Origin of the sequence: Sphingobacterium sp. HMA12 (assembly GCF_002933815.1) — a bacterium.
Taxonomy (GTDB): Bacteria; Bacteroidota; Bacteroidia; order Sphingobacteriales; family Sphingobacteriaceae; genus Sphingobacterium.
Genome location: NZ_BEYR01000009.1, coordinates 1 through 19172 on the forward strand (window position 1 = coordinate 1; position 19172 = coordinate 19172).

At 40.6% G+C, this 19172-nt stretch carries 15 protein-coding genes; 12 read left to right on the plus strand and 3 right to left on the minus strand.

Features of this window, described 5'->3' with window-relative positions; all coding sequences use genetic code 11:
• Positions 1 to 1062: 1062 nt before the first annotated feature.
• The 5 genes from HMAT_RS26075 (at position 1063) to HMAT_RS26095 (ending at position 4827) form a co-directional block, all read left to right on the plus strand.
• Positions 1063 to 1896, plus strand: coding sequence for an AraC family transcriptional regulator (locus tag HMAT_RS26075; RefSeq protein WP_104385772.1), 834 nt, complete (start codon positions 1063 to 1065; stop codon positions 1894 to 1896).
• 115 nt (positions 1897 to 2011) lie between these two features.
• Positions 2012 to 2869, plus strand: a complete 858-nt coding sequence (ygiD, locus tag HMAT_RS26080; protein WP_199768773.1) for a 4,5-DOPA dioxygenase extradiol — start codon at positions 2012 to 2014, stop codon at positions 2867 to 2869.
• Between the two features lie 117 nt (positions 2870 to 2986).
• A complete protein-coding gene (locus HMAT_RS26085; RefSeq protein ID WP_104385774.1) occupies positions 2987 to 3274 on the plus strand; it encodes a SelT/SelW/SelH family protein in 288 nt (95 codons plus the stop codon).
• A 78-nt stretch (positions 3275 to 3352) separates the two neighbouring features.
• Entirely contained in the window at positions 3353 to 4189 is an 837-nt protein-coding gene (locus HMAT_RS26090; protein ID WP_199768774.1) for a methylated-DNA--[protein]-cysteine S-methyltransferase, read from the plus strand.
• On the plus strand, positions 4186 to 4827 hold the full coding sequence (locus tag HMAT_RS26095; RefSeq protein WP_371412064.1) for an alpha-ketoglutarate-dependent dioxygenase AlkB: 642 nt from the start codon (positions 4186 to 4188) through the stop codon (positions 4825 to 4827). The genes HMAT_RS26090 and HMAT_RS26095 overlap by 4 nt, the downstream gene beginning before the upstream one ends.
• A 219-nt stretch (positions 4828 to 5046) precedes the next feature.
• On the opposite strand, the gene HMAT_RS26100 is transcribed toward HMAT_RS26095, so the two are convergent.
• Positions 5047 to 6927: a M1 family metallopeptidase gene (locus HMAT_RS26100; protein ID WP_158656160.1), complete on the minus strand. Its 1881-nt coding sequence runs from the start codon at positions 6925 to 6927 to the stop codon at positions 5047 to 5049.
• Between the two features lie 244 nt (positions 6928 to 7171).
• Between HMAT_RS26100 and HMAT_RS26105 the strand changes: the two genes are divergently transcribed.
• The 4 genes from HMAT_RS26105 to HMAT_RS26120 all read left to right on the plus strand — a co-directional run bounded on the left by HMAT_RS26105 (position 7172) and on the right by HMAT_RS26120 (position 14809).
• Positions 7172 to 8476: a BamA/TamA family outer membrane protein gene (locus tag HMAT_RS26105; protein WP_104385775.1), complete on the plus strand. Its 1305-nt coding sequence runs from the start codon at positions 7172 to 7174 to the stop codon at positions 8474 to 8476.
• Positions 8477 to 8585: 109 nt separating this feature from the next.
• Entirely contained in the window at positions 8586 to 9395 is an 810-nt protein-coding gene (locus HMAT_RS26110; protein ID WP_104385776.1) for a hypothetical protein, read from the plus strand.
• Positions 9396 to 9413: 18 nt separating this feature from the next.
• On the plus strand, positions 9414 to 11483 hold the full coding sequence (locus tag HMAT_RS26115; RefSeq protein WP_104385777.1) for a TonB-dependent receptor: 2070 nt from the start codon (positions 9414 to 9416) through the stop codon (positions 11481 to 11483).
• Positions 11484 to 11494: 11 nt separating this feature from the next.
• Positions 11495 to 14809 (plus strand): DEAD/DEAH box helicase, encoded by a 3315-nt coding sequence (locus tag HMAT_RS26120; RefSeq protein WP_104385778.1) that lies wholly within the window; start codon positions 11495 to 11497, stop codon positions 14807 to 14809.
• Between the two features lie 81 nt (positions 14810 to 14890).
• Here HMAT_RS26120 and HMAT_RS26125 read toward each other — a convergent pair whose 3' ends face one another.
• A complete protein-coding gene (locus HMAT_RS26125; RefSeq protein ID WP_104385779.1) occupies positions 14891 to 15361 on the minus strand; it encodes a hypothetical protein in 471 nt (156 codons plus the stop codon).
• Positions 15362 to 15462: 101 nt separating this feature from the next.
• On the minus strand, positions 15463 to 15921 hold the full coding sequence (locus HMAT_RS26130) for a hypothetical protein (protein WP_104385780.1): 459 nt from the start codon (positions 15919 to 15921) through the stop codon (positions 15463 to 15465).
• 133 nt (positions 15922 to 16054) lie between these two features.
• Between HMAT_RS26130 and HMAT_RS26135 the strand changes: the two genes are divergently transcribed.
• Genes HMAT_RS26135 through HMAT_RS26145 form a run of 3 tightly spaced genes read left to right on the plus strand, consistent with a single transcriptional unit; the run spans position 16055 to position 19170 of the window.
• Positions 16055 to 16501 (plus strand): MarR family winged helix-turn-helix transcriptional regulator, encoded by a 447-nt coding sequence (locus tag HMAT_RS26135; RefSeq protein ID WP_104385781.1) that lies wholly within the window; start codon positions 16055 to 16057, stop codon positions 16499 to 16501.
• A gap of 55 nt (positions 16502 to 16556) precedes the next feature.
• The gene (locus tag HMAT_RS26140; RefSeq protein ID WP_104385782.1) at positions 16557 to 17618 is read left to right on the plus strand and encodes an HlyD family secretion protein; all 1062 of its coding nucleotides are present in this window, start codon (positions 16557 to 16559) and stop codon (positions 17616 to 17618) included.
• A 7-nt stretch (positions 17619 to 17625) separates the two neighbouring features.
• On the plus strand, positions 17626 to 19170 hold the full coding sequence (locus HMAT_RS26145; protein ID WP_104385783.1) for an MFS transporter: 1545 nt from the start codon (positions 17626 to 17628) through the stop codon (positions 19168 to 19170).
• Positions 19171 to 19172: the final 2 nt, after the last annotated feature.

Sequence of the window (19172 nt, forward strand, 5' to 3'; positions counted from 1 at the left end):
GTTCCCTCTTTCGAAGTAACCCTGCCTCCCTTGCGGAGTGGTGCAAAGATAGGGAGTTTACTAACAAACTTCCAAGCCTTTTGTTCTTATTTATTTCAATATGTCTGTAACTCACTGGAAACTTGACCGATTGTTTTTCCCCGCAACTGGCCGGAGGGCTGTAGAAAAGGCTTCCGGGCAGCTTTCGCTTATTCTTTTGATTGGGGTACTGACTCCCTAATAGTTGTTAGCCCAAAAGCACAGCACTGGCTAATAGAAAACATTAGGGATACCCCGAACCCGGGATGGAAAGATCGAATGACATGGACACAGCAGAAAAACCGTAACCGGAAACAGACCGTAAAAAGCAGAAAAAAATCCGATGGGCCGGATCTCCCGGATCAGAAGATATGGAACGGTAGACAGGCATAAAAACCGCAGCCACAAACCGAGGAGACCGCAGAAAAGCAAGGCAAAAGCGTGTCATCAAAGGTCAGCAGAAATTCGTAGTTTAGTTAGGGTTTGTTTAGGTTTAGTTTAGGTATTGGTTAGGTTTAGTTTAGGGAAAAGCTAAACTAAACCTAACTTTACCCTAACCTAATAGTAGACTATTACTAATTTAATATTGGACTCATCCCTAAAAAATACCAAACCTGGGATCCATATGGGCAAAAGCATCTTTCTTCCGGGGTTTGTTTGCACATTCTTGCCATCCCCTTCGGCTTTTGCCTACTTTTTACCTATCCATTCTACTTTTCCCCTTTTGATTGCCTGTTCTTTGGATAGGTAAACAATAAAGAAACATTAAGGAATGGACAGGGATATTCCTAACAGGGGGCGAATAAGGTATGACCAAAACTCTATTCAAAGATCGCAAGTTGCCCAGCAGAAGCAAAAGAACTTCACTCCTTCTCTGGAATTGGACAAAAATACACCATACATGCGGGCTCACTATCGGAATCGCTGTTTTCGGAAAAGGGAATCGCTGTTTTTCGGAAAAGCAATTGAAAAAAAATACAAATTAAGCCGTACATTAGTAAGGATACTTGATCATTAACATGAATATTTAATACCTGCATCATTTTGAACGCACTTTTCAAAATATATCAAATCGATGCCAAAGAAGCACTGCGCATCCAAGAGTCGAAAAATGAAATACACAAACATGATTTCGAAGAACTGATTGTTGGTGTAAAGGGACAGTTAGAACATTTCATTGATTTTAAAGCGAAAACATATACTGCTCCTTTCGTCAGTTTTATCGCACAGGGTAAAAATCACCGGGTAACACCTCTCCTGCTGAATCAAGAGATCGACTTTTGGGTTATCCGATTTAAAAGCGAATTCATCCCCGAAACTACCTTCCAGCTCTATGCACATTTTCATGAAAATGCAACATTGACTTTTTTTCAACCCCTTTGTTTTTCCAGGTTGGTTATCCTGTGCCAAATGATTCAACAGGAAACACAACAAACCGTAGTTGACTATGCGGTGATCAAGCAGCTGTTAAGTACTATATTTATTATGATCGAGTCTGAGCGAAAAAAACAATTCCCCGCCACACAGCAGCAATTAAAAAACCAAAGTACAACATTCACCAGTTTTCTATCCATACTGGAAGAGAATTATCGCCGACCGGAAGGCGTAAACTATTACGCTGAAAAACTTTTTATGTCTGCGCGTAATTTAAACCTGATCTGCCAAAGTATATTACAACAAAGTGTGTCGGAAATCATCGAAACAAGAAAACTGATCGAAGCCAAAAATCTGCTGCTAACAACAAATAAGACCATTTCAGAAATAGGCTTTGAATTAGGCTATCAGGAAAAGGCTTATTTCACCAATGTTTTTAAAAAGAAAGCTGGAATGACCCCATCTGAATTTAGAAATGAGATTCAGAAGCTGATTTCCGAATAATACAACAATTTGGCAAAAAAACAATACCTAGTACCGCCCCAGACTGCCTAATTTTGTGCTAATAATTAACGCTATTCGTATCATTCAAATGCGTAGAAAGGATTTTATCAAAATTATGGCAACACTCCCCCTATCAGGCATAGCAAGCCCCGCAAGTTCATTACGTAAATTGTCTACTGACCTTGCTGCTACAGACAAATTTCCGGTTCTCTTTTTAGGACACGGAAGCCCCATGAATGCCATTGAGGACAATGAGTTTGTCCAAGGGTTCAGAAAAATAGGACAGACATTCGAAAAACCGAAAGCAATTTTAGTGATCTCGGCGCACTGGGAGACACGTGGAACATTTGTTACCGCCATGGAGCATCCGGCTACAATCCATGATTTTGGCGGTTTCCCGCAAGCTTTGTTTAACGTACAATACCCTGCTCCCGGAAGCCCCGCGTTAGCTCATGAGACACAGCGCATCGTCACAAAAACAGAAGTTCATCTCGACGATAAATGGGGACTGGACCACGGCTCCTGGTCTGTTGTCAAACACTTATATCCCAATGCTGATGTTCCTATTATTCAGATGAGTATAGACTATTCTCAACCTGCTTCCTATCACTATGAAATTGCACAACAGCTGGCTGAACTGCGAAAAAAAGGTGTCTTGATTATTGGAAGTGGAAATATGGTCCACAATCTCAGCATGGTTGCCTGGGATAAACTCAATACAACAGGATATGCTTACGAGTGGGCTACCCTTGCCAATGATAAGATGAAAAAGTTTATTCTGGATGGTAATCATCAGGCTTTAATCGATTTCAGGCAGCAGGGGAAAGAGTTTGACCTGGCAATCCCTACGCCGGAGCACTATCTTCCTCTAATCTATAGTCTAGCTTTACAGGAAAAAAATGAAGATTTATTTTTGTTTAATGACAATTCTGTAGCAGGTTCCCTCACTATGACCTCATTAAAAATCGGTTAATAGAAAAAAACATTTCTCCATAAGGTTAACGGATTTCCTACCATGCTGTTTTGATGGCAACAGGGAGATAGCTACATTTGTCTTATAGATAGAATGTATAATCGCTTAATTTAAATCATGGCAACAAAACCTGTTATCGAAATCGAATACTGTCCAAAATGCAATTGGATGTTGCGTGCGGCCTATATGTCCCAAGAGATCCTGAGCTCATTCACCGAAGATATCCACGGGGTCCTGCTTATTCCGAGTGAAATTTCAGGACGCTATACTATACGCATAGACAGCAAAGAAATCTTCGATCGAAAGAGAGCCGGCCGATTTCCGGAAATAAAGGAGCTAAAACAATTGATTCGGGATATTGTTGCTCCTGAAAAATCATTGGGACATTCGGATAAAACTTCCTAGCATTCGTTCAATATAGCATAAATCGGATTTTATAAGCTTCTTCTTCTTAGCACCTTTGTATACACTAAATGGACAATCATGACTATTCAACAAGAAGTAGATTTTCAACGTATCGCTAAGGCCATACATTTCTTACAGGAAAATTTTAGAACTCAACCCACATTAGGGCAGATCGCTTCTCATGTCTACATGAGTGAAGCTCATTTTCAACGGATGTTTACCTCCTGGGCAGGCACAAGCCCAAAGAAGTTCTTGCAATATATCAGTTTAAATCACGCCAAATCACTATTGAAGGAAAACAATATTGCAGAAACCACCTTTCAGCTCGGACTCTCTAGTAGCAGCAGGCTACACGAACTGTTTATCAATATCGAAGGAATGACACCTGCTGAGTACAAGAATGAAGGCGCCAACTTGCTCATTTCTTATCATTATTATGAAACGCTTTTTGGTCCTATCATTATCGCTTCTACCTCAAAGGGCATTTGCCATATTGCATACGAAGAAGATAAAGACTCTGCGCTCAAGACACTCCAAAACCGTTTTCAAAATGCCAAATTTATACAGCAAGGAGACATCATGCACGAGAATGCACTGAAAGCATTAAATCCACAGAATAATGACATTGGTCAGGTGAAATTGCATCTCAAGGGGACGGAATTTCAACTGAAAGTATGGGAAGCATTGTTAAAAATCCCCATGGGCAACTTAAGTACTTACGGTTCAATCGCGTCTCAGATTGGAAACCCCAAGGCTTCACGTGCTGTGGGTACCGCCGTCGGCAGCAATCCGATTGCTTATCTGATCCCCTGCCATCGGGTTATTCAAAACAGTGGAATATTTGGCGGTTATCGTTGGGATCCGATGCGAAAAACAGCGATGATTGGTTGGGAAAGCCTCCACGCAGCGATATGAGAAAACAAAACAGCAAGGATATCATGGAACTCTTCGACAATCTTTTTGATGGAAATAAAAACATATTGCCCTATGACGGGACAGTCAATTACTACGGTAAAATACTAGATCAAACGCAAGCGGATCACTATTTTGACCGGCTAATGGATTCCATCGAATGGGTAAATGATCGCGCTATTATTTTTGGAAATGAAATTATCACCAAACGCAAAGTTGCTTGGTACGGCGAGCAGGCCTTTGAATATAGCTATTCTAATACCACAAAAAGGGCTCTCCCTTGGACAAAAGAACTACTCGAACTAAAAGCACTTGCAGAATTAAAAACCCAAGAAACTTATAATTCTTGTTTATTGAATCTATATCACAATGGTGATGAAGGTATGGCCTGGCATAGTGACGGAGAAAAAGACCTGAAGAAAAATGGCGCAATTGCTTCATTAAGTTTTGGAGCCGAAAGAAAGTTTGCATTCAAGCACAAGACAACAAAAGAAAAGATAGATCTTATTTTGGGAAATGGTAGCCTCTTGGTCATGAAAGATCTCACACAGACTTATTGGTTGCACCGCCTCCCCCCTACAAAAAAGGTATTTATGCCGCGCGTGAATCTGACCTTCAGAACTATTGACAATTTTCAATAAAACAGACAATTGATTCGTCAAGTTGATTATTTTAAAGTTTTCCATCCATATAGTAAAGGATATTCCGCGCTGAAATCATCAGCAACAAAAACATCGACTTTATATTTGGGGGCTGACCTAACCGTACAACAATTTCATTATCAGAGCATGTTCAGCTATAAATTTAGCAGGAATTGTGTCAATCTCCATCTTATTACGAGATTGACACAAATAACGTTGTTATTTTACAACTTCCCATTCATTATCTTTGGCGGTGTAATCCATAAAAACACCACCATCCAACGTAATTTTCTTCACTTTCTTTGAAGATGACCAACTGACTATTGCCTGTCTTTCATTGTGTTGCCAAATTACAGGTGTTTGATGTTTTGTTTCCAAAGTGCCGTCTGTATAGGTGATCAAGACATCAAAAGGAATCGCAAATCCCCCTGCGTTTGTGATCAACAAGGTGTTTTTATTCCCAGACTGCTTAAAGTTATCCACCTTTAAATCAATATAATTATTGGTAAAATACCAGTTCTTCCAAAACCAATTTAAATTCTGACCAGCTCCGGCATTGATACTATAAAAGAAATCCCATGGTGTTGGATGTTTACCATGCCAAAGATCCATATAATGATGTAGCGCTTTTTTGAACTGCGTATCACCAAGATAATCCCGTAGCGCGATATACGATAAAGCGGCTTTGATATAAGCATTATTTCCATAACCCAGACCATTCAGTTGTGAAGTCATGGTAATCAATGGTTGATCCTCCTCGGTCGATGGATCAAAGATATATCGTTTCACACGCGAATCTTTAAACAGCTCCTTATTTTTTTCGGCGCCAATCTCCGCATTACCGATCCAAAATTCGAGAGCCGTAGCCCAGCCTTCATCCATATACCCATATCGGGTCTCATTGATTCCCATATAAAAAGGGAAATAGGTATGGGCGATCTCATGATCTGCTGTTTGTCGAGCATCAACAAAATTATCGGGCACACTTGAATCATTGATCATCATTGGGTATTCCATATCCGCAAATCCCTGTACTGCTGTCATCGTTGGATAGGGATAGGTCACTCCGGGCCAGTTTTTCGAAAACCATTCAATACAGTATTGCTGCCAGCCAATGTATTGTTCAAAATCGGGTGTACCAGCAACATAGCTGGATTGTATACTGACGCGCTTCGTTCCCAAGTCTACACTGGCCGCGTCCCAAATATAATTGTCACTCACGCTGAAACAAAAGTCAGGAACATAGGTTGCTTTAAACTTCCACTTATTCCATTCTTGTTGTGCAGTTACCCTGCCCTCCTTCATCTCGGAGGCTGTAGCAACATGGATAGGCTCATCACGCTGTTTCGATTGGTCAAAGCGTTCTAAAATAGGCTTCTGTAATACTTCCGCCGCATTCTGAAGCTCTCCAGTGGCCCATACAACAAAATTCTTAGGTACAGCAATTTCAAACTGATAATCATTGAAACCATTATAGAACTCCTGCCTACCGTTATGCTCCAAAACGTCCCAACCATTATAATCATCATAGACAGATACACGAGGATAGGAATAAGCACAATAGAAAGTAGACGCATTGAGCATGCCATCGCGGTCGCTCTCAACCGATAAGGGGTATTCCCAGCTGATCGCTAGGGTCGCCACTGCTCCCGGAAGAATTTTCTGCCCAAAATCACCAAGTTTGACCGTGCCCCAGTCTGCACTATTTACCTCATAAACCTGTCCATTGAGCGTGAATGATTTTATTTTCAACCCCGAGGTCAAATAATTATCCGAGGCATAGTTAGCACGAACGGCATTAGGCTTGTGTACGTTATTCACAAACCGGATAGCCAACTGCTTCAATGTATCGGGGCTGTTGTTGGTATATAAAATTGTCTCATTTCCACGAACAGTCCTCGTCGTCGGATCCAATTGTACCTTTACATCGTATTTTCCAAAGTTTTGCCAGTAATTTTTACCGGGCTCTCCCGTGGTGGTCCGTGTACCTTTTTCAATGGCTTGTTTAATATTTCTGGGTGTATAGAGTTCCTGCGCATGTGCTAAGCTTGTCATCAATAGTAAAGCCAAACCGCAGCGATAGATATTTTGTCTGATCATATCTCCGAATTAAATAATCAAAACTAAGATAAATTTGCGCTTACTTCCAAGTTTAATTATCTGATTCTGTCCTATCGCTAGGAATTGCTCCAGTCGCACTCTTCTTCGGCAGCATCTGAGCAATACAAGCATACAGCTCCACCGCTATTAGCTAACACCAATCAATGCTTTATGGAATTGGCTTTATCCTTTTAGAAAACATTTTAATATTTTTGACGTTTAGATCTAAGATAAACCCGAAGGCATGCAGCAACGTTTACGTCATCACTATTTATTCACTTTCTGTCTTTTCCTATCGTGCTTCCTGCTGGTATCCAATACCCTTGTAGCTCAATCTGAAATAGATTCCACTTCATTCTATAAAAAACAACGCGATTCGATTCTGGCGAGTCAATATGATATCTCCGATTTGATCGGCCGGATTATTCACCCCAAACGTAAAAAGGAACGATCCAGCAAACGTTCGCCGATCACTCTGATGCCAAATATTGCTTATAACCCGACGATTGGTGGACAAATAGGTGTAAAGGCCGTTGCCGGAAAAGTATTGGGCGATCCGAAAACGACAACCATGTCAATCGCCGCAACATCGGCATCCATTACTACAAAAAACATCATGGTTTTCTACATTAGCCACAATATATTTACCCCTAACAATAAACTGAATTTTCAGGGGGCCTTTGCCTTGGTTAAAATGGTGGCTTTGGATGCGGGCCTGGGTATGACGCCACATGGCAAATGGAACAATGAAGAGGAGGAAATACTTGCGAATCCCGAACATACAAAATATGGGGCTAAATACAATGCCTTTACTTTCAACGAGAAGGTTTATAAAAAGGTTGCCGATGGTTTGTTTTTAGGAGCTGGGCTAGCATTCGATCTTCGTCGAAAAATAACGAGTAGTGGTCCAAATGGAAATATTACGCCAAACACCATTTATACGGAAAAACACGGTTTCGCTCCGGATAGCTACAATTCAAACGGGCTGTTGCTGAATATGCAGTATACCACGCGTGATAATCCCAACAGACCTTATAAAGGAATCTATTCAGACATTGGCCTGCGATGGAACACGACCTTACTGGGCAGTAGCAAAAGTGCCGTCCAACTTACGACTGACTTTCGTAAATATTTTAGTTTATCGCAATCAGATCCGGCACATGTACTTGCATTCTGGTATTGGGGTTCCTATAAACTCGGGGGAGTCCTCCCCTACTTCGATCTGCCGGGAACAGGAAGGGATGCCGCGGTAAGAACAGGCCGTGGTTATACCATTGGTTATTTCAAAGGGCTGTCTTTTGCTTATGCCGAAACGGAATACCGCTTTCCAATTCTAAAAAATCGCTTTTTAAGCGGTGCGGCTTTTTTTAATCTTCAAAGTGCAAGTGATGAATTAGGGACAAAACTTTTTGAAAGATGGCAACCGGGAGGAGGCGCGGGATTACGCGTCCTATTTAACAAAGCCACCCGAACAAATCTCTGTTTGGACTACGCCATAGGAAAATATGGATCCCGTGGATTCTTCCTTGGATTGAATGAAGCATTTTAATTTAATGGAAACTGGCTAGACTTCTTTTCTATAAAATCATTAAATTAGCCGATATTGTGACTTCGTCTAAAATCCAATAGACGGAGTTCCCCATTGAAGATAAATACGCATGAATTTACAAACAATTTTTCTCTACTTTTTACTTTTTGGGTTTGCTTCCTGTCAGCAGACAATTCAATCTAATCCTCAAAATATCCCAACAAAAGATAGTGCGGTCAACAATCAAAATCAGCAGGTAGCTGAAAGTCCCATTACAGTGGAACCTCTACTTGATACATCCACCTATGCTAATCCAAGAACCGAAGAGACAGCTAAACAGCAACGACAAGAGCTCGTCAAATTGGCTGATGAGGGGCTCTTTGGAAAATTACATCTAAAACTGCAAGCAGGCCTAGCTGAGAGTCAAAAAAATTATTTCGAGGGTCATACAAATCTTAATATACTCGCTCAAACAAATGGGGATATTTTTGGCAACAAGGAAAATGATTATGCTTATGTCGTCTATGATAAAGAAAAATATCAAATTGAAATTCTTCTTTTTGACCAGCAGGACAAACGGTTTAAAACATTGTATCGGGATGTACATGTATCCAATTTATTGCAGCAATCCGATTGTTACTACACCAATGGCACAATAGATTATAGCATTGCAGCCGAATTGATCTATCAGGAAGACTATATCCGTTCAAGTCAATCAAATTACTTGATCGATGACAAGGCATTCTCCGTTGATGATATCTCAAAAAATAACAACTTCGATCTGCAACAGGGATGCCTAAGCAAAGATTTTTCGAAAAATACCATGGCTAATACCCTGTGTATACCGACAAGTTCAGTCTATGCGAATTACCAATGCTTAAAATACAATAAGACCAAAGAAGTTTTTGAAATTTACTTTAGCCAAGAATTTGCGGACTAGCCGATCGAACCATTAGCCATGAAAAGAAATTACATACTAGCCGCCCTTTGTCTATGCGGTAAATTATATGCACAAACGACTGACAGCACCAACAATAGGCTTGAACAAGTGGAAATTAAAGCTTATTTTAATAAACAGCCTTTATTAAAACTAACCTCATCCGCGGCTGTGTTAAGTCAGCAACGGCTGCAATCGCAGCAATCGCCCACGTTTGTCTCGGTAATGAATACGGTACCCGGACTACGTATGGAAGAGCGTTCCCCTGGGAGCTACCGACTGGCGCTGCGTGGCAGTATGCTGCGTTCTCCATTCGGTGTACGTAATGTAAAGATCTATCTGGATGACTTTCCGCTCACGGATGCAGGTGGAAACACTTACCTAAACTTGATCGACCCTTACACGATAGACCAGATCAATGTGTTGAAAGGTCCTGATGGTTCCATTTATGGTGCAAATGCCGGTGGTGTAATTTCACTCTATAGCAAAGGTTATAATACCTTGACCGAGCCCGAAGTCAACCTACAGCTAACAGGAGGTTCGTATGGGTTATTTCAACAGCAGCTCAATGCCATACTGCCCTTAAACCAGACACAACAGTTGGCCATCAATCAAAGTTGGACGCGTAGTGACGGGTATCGACAGCATTCAGCTCTGAATAAGAAGAACATTCAGCTAAACTACAATTGGCAATATGCCAAACATTCTGAACTAAAATTTACTGGATTCTACACTGACCTGGGCTATCAGACTCCCGGTGGCCTGACTGCCGCACAAATGGATGACGACCGACGGCAGTCCCGTCCCAAGGCCGGTCCCAACCCGGGTGCTGCAGAACAAAAAGCAGCAATTTACGATAAAACATTTTTCGGGGGTCTGAGTAACCAAACGAATATCAGTTCTAAATTAACCCTGTTTGCCAATGTATTCGGTTCATCCAACCAAATTAAAAATCCTTTTATCACAAATTATGAAAAAAGGGATGAGAAGAATCTGGGTACACGACTATATCTATCCTATGTCGACCGGGTCAGCAAAAACGTAAAATATGAACTGCAATTTGGTTTAGAAGCCCAAAAAGGATGGTACGATATTGACAATTACGATAATAATCAGGGCAATATCGGTAATCCCCAAGCGAAAGATAAATTGGAAAACAGCCAACAATCTTTTTTTGCCCGCACCCAGTTGGCTTGGCTGGAACGCCTTCAGGTCGAATTATCCGTCGGACTCAATGAGAATAAAATTGCTTATCAACAGCGCTATCCTGTAGCCCAGGCGGATAAAGCGCACATCAATTTTGGGAATACCTGGATGCCACGCGCAGCAGTCTCCTACCTAGCCACAGCCACGCTCGCCCTTCGGGCCTCAATCTCAAAAGGATTTTCTGCGCCAACAATTGCAGAAGTACGCTCATCTGACAATGTAATTAATAACAACCTCAAGCCGGAGACCGGTACCAACCATGAATTTGGCGTTCGATGGCATTTATGGAATCGTCGAATTATTTTTGATGCCTCAGCATACAGTTATCAAATGAATGATGCTATTATTCGACAAGTACGTGAAACGGGCGCAGAATATTTTCAGAATGCAGGAAAGATAGACCAAAAGGGAATTGAAGCCGCTATATTGACTTACTTGATGACCCCAAAGTCTTCGGGACTTATCCGTAGTTTACAGGTCGGAAGCAATTTTTCGTTAAATAATTATGCTTTCAAAAACTATAAGGTGGGAGAGAAAGATTATAGTGGCAACAAACTAACAGCGGTACCGAAAACAGTTTGGGTCAATACCTTAAATGCTCTTTTCCCCTATCAAATTCGATTGGATCTTCTTTCGAATTTAACCGCTGCAATACCCTTGGATGATGCCAATACAGTCTATGCTAAGCGCTATCATCTCTTACAGGGAAAAATATCCTGGAGTAAAGCGATAGGTCAAGGATATCAACTCAATTTTTTTGTTGGTGCCGACAATTTGCTAAACCAAAAATATAGTCTCGGCAATGATATCAATGCTTTTGGTGGGCGGTATTTCAATCCTGCGCCATTGCGAAATTATTATGGTGGCATGAGTTTTCATTTTTAACATCGTGCTATATGGAGTTCCATCAATATACATTGACAACAATAAATTTCGGTACAGTAGGCCGTTATTCTTATTTTCCCTGGATGGATACCGCCTTGGCGAATATCCAAATCAGTGTCGTAGAGATGGAATTCAACCAGGCGACTTTTCAAGTTCTTGAAAATTACACAAATTTCCAGGTGATGCTTGTTCATAGATCACCTGTAACTTCGCTTTTCTGCAATTGTACGGAGCCAGGTTTCTGTAATCACCAGAAAGCGACATTGACAAGGCTATTCGGACAAGAAAACTGGTTGTGTTTTTTTGACTTTAACCGGTATCGCAATCTTTTAAAAAAGATTGCGGTACAATATGGTTTGGAACATGAACCCTTGTTAGAAAACTATTTTTCGGCACATGTTATAGATGCAGAGCTGCAATTTGTTCTCAAAGATAAACACCTTACATCCCTAGACGATTTTGATCTCTTGGAGCCACAAACAAGGCCCTCTAAAATTCACAGTGAACAACTGCATAGCTTCATTGTACTGACACGTAATCGCTATTATAAACAATTACAGATCCTGCTATGTCAGGCACCCTTATCGAAATCGGGTATGCCGAAAAACCCCATTTCTACAGTGGAGAGCCAATCACGTATCTGGCAAACGGACACCATTGACGAAACCCAGTTTTTTGCGGCGCTCAGCCAATTAGCTCAACCATTACAACAGACAGATACGCCCGCTGGCCGAAGTCTGCGGGCCATTGCTAAAAATCCTTTGGGACTGGATTTTTTCCTTCATGATTATGAAAAAGCAGAAAATATAACAGCCACTTCCTTATCTCCGATTCAAATCGCTCTGAATAAAGGCGAAATCAAATTGCTGATCGAACAGAGCGGTTTCTTCTATTGCATTAGAGGAGAATTATCCATTCACGGAATCACTTACGAGCTACAGGATCTAACTATTCTTTTTGATCACTTTATCGCCTTAAAAAAACATCTTTATCTCGTTGAGAATAAGCTTCATCTCAAACTGATTCGTTTATTTGGAAACAAAGGAAATGAGTTGCGCATACACCGCAACAAATTTAAAGAGTTTAACGAATTATTTCTGGCTCCTCTGGCCAATTCGGTAGCGTTAAATTTTAAGGATGTCCCCAAGGCGAATAAACCGCAACTGAAGGAAAACCTCTACTATCAGGATATGCAAGCACTTATTTTCCTGGAAGAATCGGAAGATTTTGTAAACATCATTCCTGTCATGCGTTACGGTGATGTTGAGGTTCCTATCCTAAGTAAAAGAAACATATTTGGAACCGATGCGAAAGGATCCCAATTTTTGGTGGAACGAAAAAAAGAGGCTGAAACAAAAGTCATCTCACTGCTTCTCAAGCAGCATACTTATTTTCAGGAGCAATTGGATGATGATAGTTTTCAACACCTTTATTTACACCGTAAATATTTTCTCGATAAAGACTGGTTTTTGAATGCATTTGAAGAGTGGCATCAGCACGGAATTCAAATCATTGGATTCAATACCATACGGGGCAACAAATTGAGTAGGTTCAAAGGCAAAATACAGATAGAGGTATTAAGTGGACAAAATTGGTTTAATGCAAATATCCAGGTCAAATTTGGCCCCAAAAGTGTCTCGCTTAAGAAGCTGGAAAAAGCGGTTCGCAATCGTTCTCAATTTATTACTCTAGACGATGGCACACTTGGTGTCCTACCTCAGGAATGGTTGGAAAAATTTGAGGCCTATTTTAACGCCGCGGAAATCATAGAAGACGAACTTATTCAGATTCCCAAATATAAGTTTAATGAAATCGACCAGCTCTTTTCCAACGAGGATATCGATCATGACGTATCCGTCGAGATCGACTATTTAAGAAATCAGCTCTCGACACTATCAACCTACCCGCCAGTGCAATTACCGGACATTTTTGTCGGCAATTTACGTCACTATCAGCAGCAAGGGTTACAATGGCTCAACTTCTTGGACAAATTAAATTTTGGTGCCTGCCTGGCAGATGATATGGGGCTGGGAAAAACAGTTCAAATCCTTGCCTTTCTGGCCACTCAAAAAGAAAAAGGCATTACCACGCCAACATTGCTGGTTCTGCCTACGACGCTGATTTTTAATTGGAAGCGCGAAATTGAGCAATTCTTGCCCTCTTTTAATACACTGGTCCTAGAGGGTCCAAACCGACGCGACATAAGCGACCAGTTTGAAGAACTCGATATCGTACTTATTTCTTACCACAATCTACTGACCGACATCAATAGGTTAAAGAAGCTGACCTTCAATTATGTTATACTCGATGAGTCTCAACACATAAAAAATCCGGATTCACAGCGGTACAAAGCGGTAAATTTACTGCGCTCACGAAATCGTATCATACTAACAGGAACACCTATTGAGAATAATACCATGGATTTGTTTGCGCAGCTTTCTTTCGCCATTCCGGGTTTATTGGGGAATAAAAAATACTTTAAGGACGTCTATACGACACCAATTGATGCTTTTCATGATCGCAAAAGAAAGAAGATGCTAAAGGAAAAAATAAAACCCTTTATCCTTCGAAGAACAAAACGGGATGTATTGGATGATCTTCCTGCAAAAAATGAATTGGTACTCTATTGCGAAATGAAAACCGCACAACGACGGATATATGATCTCTATGAAAAAGAATTTCGGGAGTTTATCTCTGCTAAAGATGGGGATGAAATCAAGAAAAGTCCGATGCATGTTCTGAAAGGTCTGACCAAATTACGACAGATTTGCAATTCCAGTAAATTGCTCCAGAGCGAAGATTTAACTTCTGCCGAAGATTCAGCAAAGATTGAAATGCTGATCGAGCAAATCCAGCATAAAAAAGATCAGCACAAAATCATCGTGTTCTCCCAGTTTGTCAGCATGTTACACCTGATTAAAGAAGCGTTGGATAAAAATGGGATACCATCGCTGACCCTCACCGGTCAGTCGCGAAACCGGGGACAGCTTGTCGATGATTTCCAATCGAATGAAGATAGCCGGGTTTTTCTCATTAGCCTGAAGGCCGGAGGAACAGGACTTAATCTCACTGCCGCAGATGTGGTCTATCTCGTCGATCCCTGGTGGAATCCGGCTGTGGAACAACAGGCGATTGATCGGATCTACCGTATCGGCCAACAAAAAAATGTCACCGCGGTCCGCCTGATCAGTCCAAATACGGTTGAAGATAAAATTCAGGCACTTCAGCAGCATAAAAAGGAAATCAGCAGCACTATCCTTGAAGATGGGGGAAGCTTAGACGCTTTTTACCTTGATAAGGATTATTTACTCAAGATTTTACGCTAGGGATCATTTCTTGACTATATACAAAACAAAAGCTGCACCCATGGATGCAGCTTTTGTTTTGTATATAATGCGTTTTCGTTATTATTTTTTATCAGAAATATAGGTTTTATTACCATTTCCATTGATGTAATATTTACCTCCTTTTGGACCTACATATACGATATGTCCATTATATTTTTCACTTGTGGCTTTGTCAGCTGTTGTAACGGCATCTTTTTTGACGGCAGCGGCCTGTTTCTGAGTCTTTGTTGCTTCTTTCTTGACGGCTTTTTCTTTTGCCTCTACCTGAGCGGCCTTGGTTTCAGCGGCTTTTTTAGTTTGCGTAGATTTTTCCTTAGCCATTGCGTCTTTCTTCTCCATCGTCTTAGCTGGAGCAGCTTTCGTTTCGGTCTCGTTCGCCTTTGTCTTTACTTGTTTTGCTTTTTGTTCTGTCTTTTTGGCTTCTTTCTCCATTTTTTTAGGAGCTGTTTGCGCATAGGATTGTCCCAATCCAAATGTAGCGATCAGAGCTAATGCAGCTGTGATTTTTTTGAAACGATTTAATGTTTTCATAACGCAATTGTTATTTAAATAATTGTAAGTGAAAGTACAATACAAATGCCAAATTTTCCTTACAATATTTTTTTTAACAGACTTTTAACTTAGCAATCCAATTATTTGACAATTTGCTTTCTATATTTCGAGTCAATTATATATTTTACCCCCTTAGCATCGACAAAAACAGGCTTCCCGTCATACCGTTCGTCGGTCTGCTTATCCAATGCAACGCGATATAATGCCCCCGAACGCGAAGAAGAATACTTGATATTTCCTTGATGTCTACTACGCGCAACAGTCCCATGAGAAAGATCAACAGACTCCACATCAACTTTATCCATCGTTTCCTCCTTGGCGATAGCTTTCTTACCTTTATCACCCGTTAGTTCTAAATTAACGACATTAGACTGTATGTTTAAAGGGAAAAAAGGATCTATCCAGCGATTTACAATAGGGAAATTTTCCTCCCAATTATTAAAGGAAGTAAGCTGCTGACCATCTACTCTACTTGCAAATACAAAAATTGGCAGTAAAAATAAGCAGCGTCTAAAGAATATCAATTCAACTCTCAGCATATCTTTTTTACTTGTGCCTAAATCACTTCCAAATAAAATGCCATACACCTGTTCACGTCATATCTTTAACATATTTTTAACGATCGCCCCATATTAGTTTGATATTTAACTGTTTCATATTTAACTTTGTTGCATGGAAAATGAATTGCCCAACCCGGTAAAACCGTTAGTGGATAGTATCATCGCTTTAAGAACCAGCTTAAAACAATATTATATCCAAAAAATCAAGGAGCAACAATTGGATATCACCTATGAGATGTTGCAGGTATTGGCGGCTCTTTGGAAAAAGGAACGGATGAATCAACAGGATATCGCTGTTGCAATTCAAAAAAACAAAGCGAGTGTGACTCCACTGATAGACAACCTCTGCAAACGAGACCTAGTTAAACGTGTGAGTGACCCCAATGACCGTCGGAACAACCTGATTGAGCTCACCTTAAAAGGGGACGCCTATAGGGAATTATTGAATCCTGTACAGCAAGATCTTTATCATGCAATCCTAAAAGAAATCACGGAGCACAAGGTATCGGAGATCACGGAATTTTTAGAAAAATTGACTGTTATTATTGATAAGCAGTAAACAAACATAACGTACGAGATACTTTTCCGTACGAGACGAATAGTAAAAACGAGCCATGAATAGTTCAACATTAAGTGAAAAAGAAGTTAAACGAAGAAGAAGAATATGGACAATCAATAGTGTATCGGCCTTAGTCATTGTCACAACGATTGTATGGGGGATTATGATTTTCTTTCACATCAATGAATCTGTTTATACAGATGATGCCCAAGTAGATGCCCATATCACACCGATCAATTCAAGAATCAGTGGCTATATTAAGGACATACGTTTTGATGAACACCAAAAAGTACACAAAGGCGACACACTTGTGATCATAGACGACTCAGAGTATCGCATCTTGCTACAGAATGCAAAAGCCAGCTTAGCCGATGCAAAAGCCAACAAGACCATAACACAGTCCGGAATCGCCATTGCAAATACTGGTACGGTTATCGCCAATGCCAATATTGAGGAGATGAAGGCCAGGCTGGACAACATGGAAGCCAATTACAACAGGTATGCGAGTCTGGTAAAAGACGAGGCAGTAACCCGTTATCAATTCGATCAGGTAAAATCGGAGTATGAAGCAATGTCTGCCAAATACAAAGCACTGCTTGCTCAACAACAAACATCCAAACTCAACAGCCATGAATCCGAACAAAAAGTATCCGTTAATGACGCTGCATTGCTAAAGGCCAAATCTGCGATAGGCTTAGCCGAATTGAATTTATCATATACCGTAATAACCGCTCCTTATGATGGGGTATTGGGCAGACGGAATATCGAAGAGGGACAACTGGTACAAAATGGTACACCGCTGGTCAATATCATCCGTGATGAACAGAAATGGGTAACAGCAAACTACACCGAAAGCCAAATGAAAAACATCACAATGGATAAAAAAGTCAACATAGAAATTGATGCTTTGCCAGGGAAAACCTTTGAAGGTAAAGTGGTTGCAATATCTGAAGCGACGGGATCTAAGTATTCGGCTGTTCCTGTTGACAACGCCACAGGAAACTTTGTGAAGGTTCAGCAACGGATCCCTGTCCGTATCAATTTCACAGCATCCAACTCCAAACGAGATATGGATCTTCTCCGGGTGGGCATGAATGCTATCATACGTGTAAAGTAATTCAATCATGAAAGATCGTATTTTCAGAGATTGGCTGAGCCCAGCATGGGAACTATTCCTTTTGTTTGTGCTCAACATTATATTTTCCTTTAATAATGGAATTCCATCGTCAGTCAATACCTATGTGATGAACGGTTACGCGGGCATAAGCGCCGATCTCAATATGGCAACATATTGTTATTATGCAGGCATGGTCTGTGCAATTCCCTTAGTGTTTCGATTGATTAAGCTCTTCCCAAAAAAAACGATATTGATTGTTTCTACCATCATCATCCTTTTTTCAAATGCAATTTTGGAACATGCAAGCAATGGCATCAATATCTGTATGGCTACGTTTTTTATTGGAAGTGCCAAAATTATCGTCACCATGGCCATTATCGGGGAAATGATTCCTTTTTTAATGCCGCGTGGAGAACGTTACCAGCTTTATGCGGTTTACTACCCGATGACAATGGTCATCCCGGCAATAGCAAATTATATAGCCACCATTTTTGCGGCAACATTCTACTGGGAGACTGTATTCCTGTTCCAGAATATATTATTAGCAATCGGTTTGTTGCTATGCATTATTTTCATGAAATCGTCCACCTTTAAAAAAGTACCTCTTTATCAGTATGACTGGTTTGGGAGCATATTGTTTTGCATTTCCCTGCTCAATTTAGCCTATTTTAGTACTTATGGATTAACACAAAACTGGTTTCATTCCAAATTGATTATACTGACGGGAACAGCAGCAATTTTATTCCTTGTTCTCTTTGTAAATAGAAGTGTTATCATCCGAAAGTCGCTGATGAACTTTGACGCTTTTTCAACGCGAACTTTACCCATATCCGTCGGAACGATCTTTGTATTCGGAATCTTCTATAGTTCCACATCCTTATATACCTCCCTATTGGGAATTACATTCGGTACAAACCCTTTGGAAATCGCTAAGGTAAACACCTACGTCATTCCCGGATATCTTATCGGTGCACTGATTTCGTATGCATACTTTAAGTTTACCAAAAAATGTAAATTCATCTTAGCTTTTTCCGCCATTTGCTATGCATTATCATCCTTTTTCTTTGCACAGATTGCCGGCCTACAGATACATACCAGCCTATTTTACCTGCCTATGATTTTAAGAGGGATCGCTGTCATAACATCGTATATTGGCATAGGTGTATATATGGCGGGTAATATTCCAAACAAATATTACCTATCTGGATTGGTTTTTCTGATCCTGACCCGTTCCTTCTTGGTACCCGTTGTGTGGACCAATACGATTGCCAATTGGTATTACCAACAACAGGTCATCAAGACAAGCCATCTGGCCAACATCATAGATAACACGAATAGCCTGGTTTTACAATCAGCCAATATTGGCAAATCAGTACAGATACAAGCCTCTTTGCTCGCCATTCGGGACAGTTATAACGGATTGTTTATTGTAGGACTGATCCTCGTATTCCTCATTTTGGTGTTTCCCTATCATTCTTCCCCAACCAGACGCATTTTCAACTGGAAAAGAAAAAATACAACAAAAGAAGCCCTACAGATTCCGGTCGCTTAATC